Annotated in this window: 1 protein-coding gene and 1 pseudogene; both read right to left on the bottom strand. The window is 60.1% G+C overall.

Annotation, left to right across the window (positions count from 1 at the left end; translation table 11 throughout):
* Nucleotides 1–879: pseudogene (locus tag EN939_RS33785) on the bottom strand (hypothetical protein); the annotation flags it as partial.
* On the bottom strand, nt 876–1518 hold a 643-nt coding region (locus EN939_RS33780; protein ID WP_164767512.1), incomplete at its 5' end, for a hypothetical protein. The pseudogene EN939_RS33785 and the gene EN939_RS33780, both read right to left, overlap by 4 nt.

Below are 1518 nucleotides of genomic sequence, written 5' to 3'. Positions count from 1 at the left end.
CTGGAAGATGCCCGACAGGTTCAGCGAGCCCAGGGCGCCCGTCACGCTGTCCACCCCGAGATAGCGCGCGCGCATCGTGCCGCCTTCAATGAAGAACAGCCGATTGCGATAAAGCCAGACATGCGACAGGACAGAGGTCGCCACACCGGTAATCGCGGCGGAGATCTGCACCACGCCGCCCGGAATGTCAGCCTTCGCGGAGCCGGCAATCGAGCCGGTGACGGTCTCGTTGTCCTGAAACGTTCCGGTGATGCTCTGAATGTAGAGCGAACCCGTAGTGCCGTTGTCGATCGACTTGACGACAGTCGCGGTCGCGCCGCTGGTGCCGCCCGTGATCGTCTGGCCAGTCACATAGTTGACCGTCTGGGTATCGAAGTTCAGCCGATAGGTGGCCAAGCCATTGACGGCCGACCAATCGAAGGTGGTGCTGTAGAGCTGAAGGAAGTCCGTTCCGTTGACCGCCACCACGAACGAGCCGCCAGACGTGGTGAAATTCACATAGGAATAGTAGCCGGAAGTCTGGCCCGAAACGGACGCGGCCGGCGGCACAGTCGGCGAGGCCGGCGCTGTGACATCACGGATGGTGGTCGCATCGCAAGCCCAAATCTTCTTCGTGCCGCCAGCATTGTACGTGATGAAGCTTTCAACCGGGACGGAGCCGATCGTGGCACGCTTTACCGAGCCGCCGCGCATGCTGATGCCGGTAGAGGTCGGAAGGAAGTTTTCGAGGGTCTGGGCCGAAAACGGCTTGGATTTCACAAGGCTCTGATTGGTCACCCAGCCGGCGACAGGCGCGCCGAAAGTGTACGGCTGGGCCTTAGCCGCAGCCGGGACCGGAACAGCCTTGCGGCGGCCGGGGAAACGCTCGCCAAGCCTCACGGGGCACCTGTGACAGTCCCAGGCCACGCGACATTGCGACCGCGCCAGCTAAGGGGCGGCTGGCCCGACACGACCGGCTTTGAACCTGGATCTTTGTCGATCATGCGAAGCTTCAGCGTTTCAAAGTCGTCCTGGGCTTGCTGATAGGCAAGGCCCTTATTCTGCTTCCACCGGTAGATGATGGCGAGCTTCAGCAGCCGCTCGGAGAGCCTGAACGTGTCGGCATCTTCCGTGAAAGCCGGCTTCAGGGAATTGTTGCTCGCCTTCACAATCTCGTTTGAGACATAAAAGAACTTCACCGTCTCGGTGCTGGCCATGACCGGCCATTGGTGAAACTGGTCACCGAAAATAATCCAGTAGCCGTTCACCGTGGCGATCGGCGTCACCTGAAGCTCAATCCACTGATCCGGGCTGGTCAGATGGTTCGTTGCCCACAACCACCGGGACGACCAGAGCGAAGACGTTTGCTGCATTCGCTCATAGTCGTCCGGGAGGTCAAAATCGGCCGTGGTGCCGTCACCGATGAAGGTCTTCAGGACCAGCAGTTTTTGCCAGTCGTAGGCGTCGACGATTTCCGACGCCATCACGTTGGCAAGTTCCTGCATCTCAACCATTTCTCGATTGGTGGCGCCATAGACC

The sequence above is a fragment of the Mesorhizobium sp. M7A.F.Ca.CA.002.05.1.1 genome (assembly GCF_003998335.1).
Lineage (GTDB): Bacteria > Pseudomonadota > Alphaproteobacteria > Rhizobiales > Rhizobiaceae > Mesorhizobium.
Note: the sequence above shows the minus strand (reverse complement) of the source record. Positions and strands in the feature narration are given on the sequence as shown.